The sequence below is a fragment of the Bullifex sp. genome, from assembly GCF_034103065.1.
GTDB lineage: Bacteria > Spirochaetota > Spirochaetia > Sphaerochaetales > Sphaerochaetaceae > Bullifex.
Genome location: NZ_JAXEGN010000248.1, coordinates 1 through 8,126 on the forward strand (window position 1 = coordinate 1; position 8,126 = coordinate 8,126).

At 31.7% G+C, this 8,126-nt stretch carries 7 protein-coding genes; 3 read left to right on the forward strand and 4 right to left on the reverse strand.

Annotated features, from left to right (window positions below):
* Both SOY52_RS09490 and SOY52_RS09495 read right to left on the reverse strand, forming a co-directional pair.
* The coding region (locus SOY52_RS09490; RefSeq protein ID WP_320848715.1) for a UvrD-helicase domain-containing protein at positions 1 to 574 on the reverse strand (574 nt) is incomplete at its 3' end.
* A complete protein-coding gene (locus tag SOY52_RS09495; protein WP_320848716.1) occupies positions 571 to 3,033 on the reverse strand; it encodes a PD-(D/E)XK nuclease family protein in 2,463 nt (820 codons plus the stop codon). The genes SOY52_RS09495 and SOY52_RS09490, both read right to left, overlap by 4 nt.
* Before the next feature lie 76 nt (positions 3,034 to 3,109).
* On the opposite strand from SOY52_RS09495, the gene SOY52_RS09500 reads away from it, so the two are divergent.
* From SOY52_RS09500 to SOY52_RS09510, 3 genes are read left to right on the forward strand one after another with little or no spacing between them, the layout of a single operon-like run.
* A complete protein-coding gene (locus tag SOY52_RS09500) occupies positions 3,110 to 3,931 on the forward strand; it encodes a CPBP family intramembrane glutamic endopeptidase (RefSeq protein WP_320848717.1) in 822 nt (273 codons plus the stop codon).
* The gene (locus SOY52_RS09505) at positions 3,932 to 4,933 is read left to right on the forward strand and encodes a DNA/RNA non-specific endonuclease (RefSeq protein WP_320848718.1); all 1,002 of its coding nucleotides are present in this window, start codon (positions 3,932 to 3,934) and stop codon (positions 4,931 to 4,933) included.
* Between the two features lie 12 nt (positions 4,934 to 4,945).
* Positions 4,946 to 5,464: an isochorismatase family cysteine hydrolase gene (locus tag SOY52_RS09510; protein ID WP_320848719.1), complete on the forward strand. Its 519-nt coding sequence runs from the start codon at positions 4,946 to 4,948 to the stop codon at positions 5,462 to 5,464.
* A 24-nt stretch (positions 5,465 to 5,488) separates the two neighbouring features.
* Here SOY52_RS09510 and feoB read toward each other — a convergent pair whose 3' ends face one another.
* Positions 5,489 to 7,828 carry a ferrous iron transport protein B gene (feoB, locus tag SOY52_RS09515; protein ID WP_320848720.1) on the reverse strand — a complete coding sequence of 780 codons (2,340 nt, stop codon included), beginning with the start codon at positions 7,826 to 7,828 and terminating at the stop codon, positions 5,489 to 5,491.
* A 41-nt stretch (positions 7,829 to 7,869) separates the two neighbouring features.
* Positions 7,870 to 8,126: polysaccharide biosynthesis C-terminal domain-containing protein (locus SOY52_RS09520; RefSeq protein ID WP_320848721.1), on the reverse strand; the 257-nt coding region annotated here is incomplete at its 5' end.

The window sequence follows — 8,126 nt, forward strand, 5'->3', positions numbered from 1 at the left end:
TACCTAAAAACTCTGCATTACAATTAGATAAAAAACTGATATTCTTATTAATCTTATCAAAAAAATCTTCAAAAATATTTTGTGGTGTATATAGCTTTGATAGTGCAGAAACATATTCTAAGTTATCCTTTGTCTCTAAGAATTTTAGAGCAATAGATTTAACTAATTCAGTTTCCTCATCATTTGAAAGAAGAGTAAAGTCCCTAGCAATACCATAACTAATTGAATCACAGCGAACAATTTCAGACAAAAAACTATCAATAGTTGAAATATGAGCATTAGAAAGATTTTTTATTAATTCACCTTTAATACTATCTCTATTTAATAACAGTCTATTAGTAATTCGTTCCTTCATCTCAAGGGCAGCTTTACGAGTAAAAGTTAAAGTTAAGATTCTATCTGCACTAATCTCATTATCCATTACTAGACGTAAAAAGCGATAAGATAGTACTGTGGTTTTACCACTACCAGCTCCTGCTGAAACTACACAGTTTTTATCTGCAAATACAACAGAACGCTGCTCGCTATTTAGCTTTCTTTCTTCATTATCTATTAGTGTTGAAAATGCGCTCATTGTATATTAAATCTCCTTCTACAAACTGCTCTAAAATTACACTTACCACACTCTTTACTTACATTTGTATTAAATAAACCTTCTCTTTCACCATCAACAAATGTTTTAATATCATTTTCTAGCTGTTCTGAATCCTTTGGAATTCCAAATTTAGAGTCCTGAATAGAATAGTAAGCAGTTTTATTTACCTTCTCATCGCCAGCTGAGTTAATTACCATTTTATAAAATGGTAGCTGATAGGTTTTTAATATTTCATCAATTTTCTTACTCTTTAAATCGATGATAACTCCGCCTTCACTATTTTCTAAGTAAATATCATAACGCCCTTCATAGGTAACATCTTCTTCTTTCTTTTCAAATTTACCTTCAATACCTAAAATAGCAATTCCCTCACCAAAGGTATCAAAAAGGTTATGAGTAAAATTAACTACACCATCAAAGAATGTATTTTTTATATACTCTCTTGAGAATGTATCAAATGGAGATGTTGATAATAAAGAATAAAAGATTTCTTCTAATTCTTTTTTATACTCTTCTCTATTTTTTGAGTATAAGGTTTTACCACTATGAGATGTTAAGAAGTTTTCAATAGTATTATGAAGAAAATTTCCAGCCTCAGCCATATCAATAGTATTAGGCTCAAACTGAGTTACATTATCATATGCAATATTTACACCTTTCTTTAAATAACTAAGGTATGGACACATAATGTAATCCTTCAAAGCTGAATATGTAACCTTTATTTCACAAATGTTAAACTTCTTCTTATATCTAATATCTTCATCTCTATTAAGACGTGAAAATGGAGTTGCTTCACTCTTCATTAAACTTTGCTTAGTTGCATAAGATATTTCTCTTTCAGGAAGTGTTATTGCGTCATCGATTATTTTTTCTTCTAAAAATAACATTGGAGGATTAGAACTTGATGAATAAGTTTCACGACTAGAAGATAGAAATACATTTTCACCAGCTACTTTGTAGTAATTTAATAAAGCAGATGTGACATCATAACTTTGTCTAACCACTACTTCATAGTCTTCTAAGAAATTTAAATCAGACTCACTAACCTTCACATCTTCATCATCAAGAGAAATAACAAAGTGATATAAAGGTGTTAATAGATAGTCTTCAGAGTATGAAAAAACTCTAATACCACTCTTTCTTTCACTCGATACATAGTTAATAGTATCCATAGTTGATATAAAAGAAGAAAATGGAGCATCAACTTTTATTGAAAGGGATTCAAGATCACTTTGGAACTTAAATAGCTCCTTAACAGCAAAGGCATAGCTATTTCTAACTTCTTCATCACATTGTTCAAACTCACCTTTGACTAAAATACTTGTTAACAAAATATGGAGATTTTTGGTCATTTCATTTGACTCAAATAATCTTTGAACCCCACGCTTAATAATTCTATATAAATTTAATTGTTTAAATAATTTTTTCTTTACAAAGCTTTCTTCTATTCTATCATCACCAGTAAAAGAACCTTTTAATAATCCATTTTCTGTTAATGCCATAACAAGGCTTTTAGCACATTCTCTATCCTCAAATGGATATGATGGGTTAAGCAGAAATCTTTCTAATGAATAAAATGATAGAGACTCATCATATATACTCTTTAAATCCTTAAAGAGTCTTCCTGCTATTGTCTCTGATAACTTAACAGAGGATGTGAAGTTTAATGGAATACCATATTCCATAGCTTCCTTTTCAAGGTATGGCTTTAACCTCTTTATATCTGGTGTTGAAATTATAATCTCTTCAGCCTTTATTCCTTCTTTACATAATTTTGATAGATTGTCAAAAAGATAACATAATTCAGCCTTCTCATTACAAAAGAGCTTATGCCTTACATTGCTATTAATAGATATTGAAAGAGGTAAAATAAAAGAAGGATAATTTAGTTCCTCTAAAAATCTTTGCATATTAATTTCTGCATCATATGCAACAAGATAATATTTTTTACTCCTTTCCCCTCTGTAGTACTTTAAGTCATAAGTAAAAAAAGCAGGTTCAAATAATTTTTCTTTTTCAAGAAACTCATTATAGCAATCATAAATTAGCTTTAAGTCAGATTTAATATTTTCATCTTCCATCTTTACCTTATCTAAGGTCTTCAACTCAGGAAGTATAGAAGAAATAAAAGGTATAAAACGAGCCTTACTCTCTTTGTATTTAGGATTATAGAAATACTTTAAACTATCAGCTTTTTCATTAAGAAAATATGAAGCAAAAAAAGTTCTAATATATTTATTTGCTGGCTTTTTATCTTTTGAAATAGGAGCAAATTGCTTTGCAAATTCATCAAAAGCAATACTTCTATCTGCTAATATACTAGTTTTTCTAGAGGCAACATACTCTGTTAAATAGTAACGTTTTACTGTTTCTGTCGGAAAAACTAATACAATATCAGGATTATCTAAATATGAAAGAATAGTATCTTTTAATTTCATAGCTAAATATTAGCACATCAAATATTGTATTAAAACACGCTATTTAAAAATCAAAAGATTCATTATGATAAGAATCATGCAAAAGAAAGAAATCCTACCACTATTGCTCCTAATAATTTTCTTACTTTTTTCATGGCAGCTAATTGGTGGAATATTTATGTTAGCTTTTATTTCATTCTTTCCAAGTAATGAAATTATTGCGTCTTATTTATCAGTTAACATACCTTCCCTTACCCTATTTATTTTTTCCATTATCGGAACAAGAGTTGTCTTTAATTGTTCACTAAATACTATGATAAGTGAAAGAAAACACAAGGGAGGAAGTTATTTAATTACTGCATTAATTGCTTTTGCATTAATTTTTCTTTCATCTATTATTAGTTATAAAAACCTTTCTTTAGACCAACATACCATAAAAATTAAACTAATTATGCTTTTTATTGTACTAGCTATTACACCTATACAATGTATTAGTGAAGAGTATTTGTTTAGAGTTTTACTTTCAAGAATAATTAATACAGATAAAAATAGCTCAAAACTACTAATTTCATTTATTTCTGGTCTACTTTTTTTATTTGCTCACATGGTAAATAATCCAGAATTTAAGGTATCAAGTTATTTTTTACTATCACTTTATTATTTTACATTTGGTTTTTTAGCAATGTATCTTGGCATTCATTTCTCAGATTTTACCTATCCGATAGTAATACACATTGTAAATAACTTGTACTCAGCATTAATAGTAGGATATAAAGATTCACCACTAAAGAGTGCTCCAATTTTTATCTCAGATAAAATTCCATCACCTTTACTTTCTACTGTTACTTTAATATGTATCTTTGCATTTACTTATCATTATGTTAAAAAATGGGAATTAAAGTTTATAGAGGAGAACTAGATGTCAGCAAAGAAAAAATCTAACGCAAAGAAACATAGGCTAATTAAGATTGCAGTATTACTTGTGATTCTTGTTATCCTATTTTTAGTACTTTGTTATTTAACACCTTCTGCATCAGATAGCTTAAGTGCTAGTGGTGTTTATGAGCAACTTGAGTTACCAAGAGCTGTTGAAGGCGAACAGATAATTGAGCATACAGGATATATCCTAAGCTACAATGAAGAGGCAGAACAGCCATCTTATGTTGCTTACGAACTTACAAGAGAAGAGGTTTATGGCGCTCTTGATCGTGCTGATGACTTTAGAGAAGATAAAAGTGTAAGAACAGGATCTGCAACACTAAGTGACTACAAAGGTTCTGGATACGATAGAGGTCATATGGCCCCAGCTGCAGACTTTAAATGGTCAGCAGAGGCAATGAGTGATACATTCTATTTATCAAATATGTCACCTCAAGTTCCTGCATTTAATAGAGGTATTTGGGGGGATTTAGAAGCTATTGTTAGACAATTTGCTGTTGATAATGAAAAAATATATGTAGTAACTGGACCTGTATTAACAGATGGTCCTTATAAGACCATTGGTAAAAATAAAGTTGCCGTACCAAATCAATATTATAAAGTTATTCTTGATTACCAAGATCCAGATATCAAGGCAATTGGTTTTGTTCTTCCGAACTCTGATAAATGCGATAAGATTGAGAGCTACGTCATGAGTGTTGATGATGTTGAGGCAATTACTGGTTTAGATTTCTTCTACCAGCTTCCGGATGACGAGGAAGAATTAATTGAATCAAGTGTTGATATTTCAAAGTGGAATTTAAAACCATATACAGGCACTAAGGCTGAGAATAAAACCCTCATAGAAAGTACTAATAAAAGTACATCTTCTAGCCAAAATACAGTATTAGACTTATTCTTTAGTGTTTTTACAGAGCTTAAAAAAGAAGTTTTTAAAGCTCTTGGAATAACTAAATTAGCAAGAGAACTTGGATTATTATAGGAGAGAAAAATTATGAAAGCGCTTGTCGTTATTGATATGCAAAATGATTTTATTGATGGAGTGCTTGGCTCAAATGATGCAATTAAAACAGTTAGTGTAATTAAAGAAAAGATTGAAAAAGCTAACAGGGAAAATAGTATTGTAATTGCAACTCGTGATATCCACCCAGAAAACTATTTAAGTGATATAGAGGGGAAGTGTGTTCCAAGACACTGTATCAGAGGTGAAAAAGGTAGTGAAATTACTTCGGCTTTTTCAAATCTTAAATTTGATTTAATCATAGATAAAAATAATTTCATGGCAGATCCTACCGAACAGCTAGAAATAAAGAAGGCTTTGCAAGGTGTTAATGAAATTGAAATCTGTGGCCTTTGTGCTGATATTTGCGTTGTATCAAACGCATTGATGCTCAGAATGCTTTGCCCTGATGCAAAAATAATGCTTGATAGCACTGCAACTGCTGGAACTAGTGAATATAATAAAAAAGCAGCACTTGCTGTTATGCAAAGTTGCCTTCTAGAAGTATATTGATGGAGCAAATGCTCCATCTTTTTTTTAAATGATAGTAATTATTAATTTAACTATAAAAGCAACTATCCAAGCAATTAAACATTGAAGTACAACAACACCAACTGCTTTTAAGCCACCCAATTCTCTCTTTACAGCACTAATTGCAGCAACACATGGTGTGTATAGTAGAGAAAAAACTAAGAATACAAAGGCTGAGGTAGTAGTAAATAATGTTGTTATATCACCATTTTGTAGTAACACATTTAGGGTACTTACCACACTTTCCTTTGCTGTAAAGCCTGTAATTAATGCAGTTGATATCCTCCAATCAGCAAAGCCTAATGGTTTAAATATTGGAGAAATAAGGCCTCCAAGTAGGGCAAGTAGACTATTCTCACTATTATCTACAACATTTAATCTAAGATCGAATGTTTGAAGTGCCCAAATGATAATTGTTGCAACAAAGATAATTGTAAAGGCCTTAGTTAAAAAGTCCTTTGCCTTATCCCACATCAATCTACCAACACTTTTTAAACTTGGAAGACGATAGTTAGGAAGCTCCATTACAAATGGAACAGGATCACCTTTAAATACAAATTTATTTGAAATAATAGCTACTAATATTCCAACAATAATTCCAATAAAGTATAAGCCAACCATTACTAGTGCCGCATACTTAGGGAAGAAAGCTGCAGAGAAGAATGCATAAATAGGAAGTTTTGCACTGCAACTCATGAATGGCACAAGCAGTATAGTCATCTTTCTATCTCTATCACTAGGTAGTGTTCTAGATGCCATTATTGCTGGAACAGAGCATCCAAACCCGATAAGCATTGGTACAAAACTTCTTCCTGAAAGTCCTAGCTTTCTAAGCAATTTGTCCATAACAAATGCTATTCTTGCCATATAGCCTGAGTCTTCCAAAATTGATAAGAAGAAGAATAGAACAACAATGTATGGCATAAAGCTTAATACAGAGCCAACACCTGTAAATATTCCATCTATTACGAGAGAATGTACTACTGGGTTTATTTGGAAAGCTGTTAATGCGCTATCAACCACTGCTGTAATATTCGCAATTAAAACCTCAAGTAAGTAGCTTAGCGCATTTCCTATAGGACCAAAGGTTAAATAAAATGAGAGTCCCATAATGAGGATAAAACATGGAATAGCAGTATATTTTCCTGTTAATATTTTGTCCGCATTTTGACTTCTTAAATGCTCTTTACTCTCATGAGGCTTAACAACTGTTTGAGATGTTAAAGTTTCAATAAAGCTAAAACGCATATCAGCAATTGCGGCCATTCTATCACTTTTACTCTCATCTTCCATTTGCTTGATGATGTGTTCAATCATCTCACGTTCATTTTGATCAAGATTAAGAATATCCTCAACCTTCTTATCATCTTGGCAAATAGCAGTAGAAGCAAATCTAATTGGATAATTTGCCTCCTTAGCATGGTCCTCAATTAAGTGAGAAATTGCATGTATTGCCCTGTGGACAGCTCCTCCATCGTTTCCACCAGGTAAGCAAAAATCTGTTCTAAGAGGTTTAATTTCTCCAGCAGCAACTGCTAAAGCATGGTCTATCAACTCATCAATACCCTCATCCTTTGCAGCACTAATTGGAACAACTGGAACACCTAATGCTTCTTCTAAAGCATTAATTGCAATAGTTCCTCCATTCTCCCTTACTTCATCCATCATATTGAGAGCAATAACCATTGGAATACCTAATTCCATTAATTCTGTAGTTAAATATAAATTTCTCTCAATATTTGTTGCATCGATGATATTAATAATTCCATTTGGACGGTTTTTAATTAAAAAGTCACGAGTAACAATTTCTTCTTGTGTATAAGGAGAAAGAGAGTAAATACCAGGAAGGTCTGTAACAGACATATTATCGTGAAATCGAACAATACCATCCTTTCTATCAACTGTAACACCAGGGAAATTACCAACATGTTGGTTTGAACCAGTTAACTGGTTGAATAAAGTAGTTTTTCCACAGTTTTGGTTTCCAACAAGGGCAAAGCTAAGAGGCTTATTGCTTGCTCTAACCTTTTTTAAAATACCACTTATTTCGCCAACACCTGGATGCTTAACTGCTTTTATTCTCTCTTTATATACATCATCTGCAATTGAGTGCATATCATGTACATTTGTCAGATTGATATACTTAGCATCGTCTTTTCTAATAGTTAGTTCATATCCTCTAACTCTTATTTCCATAGGGTCACCCATAGGTGCAACCTTAATCATTGTCACTTCAACACCAGGAGTGAGACCCATATCCAAAATATGTTTCCTTAAGGAAACTTCGGGAGTTTCAACACTCTCAATATAGGCATCTTTACCTATTTTAAGTTGATCTAATGTCATGGCATGAATAATAGCAAAGTTAGAAATGCCTAACAAGTACTTTAGATAATAGATTTACCTTTATCTGCTTTAATATAAAAGAGAACACTAAAAGCCATTCCAATTACCCAACCAATAGGCCAGCTGTACCATATTCCTATATACCCAAAACTTATAGAAAGAATAAAAGATAATACAACTCTTATTATTAAATCAGCAAAGGTTGAAGTCATGAATGCACCCATTCTGCCCATTCCTCTAAGGCATCCATCGGTAATTATCTTTATAGCTACTACAGGATAAAACCATGAAACAATTA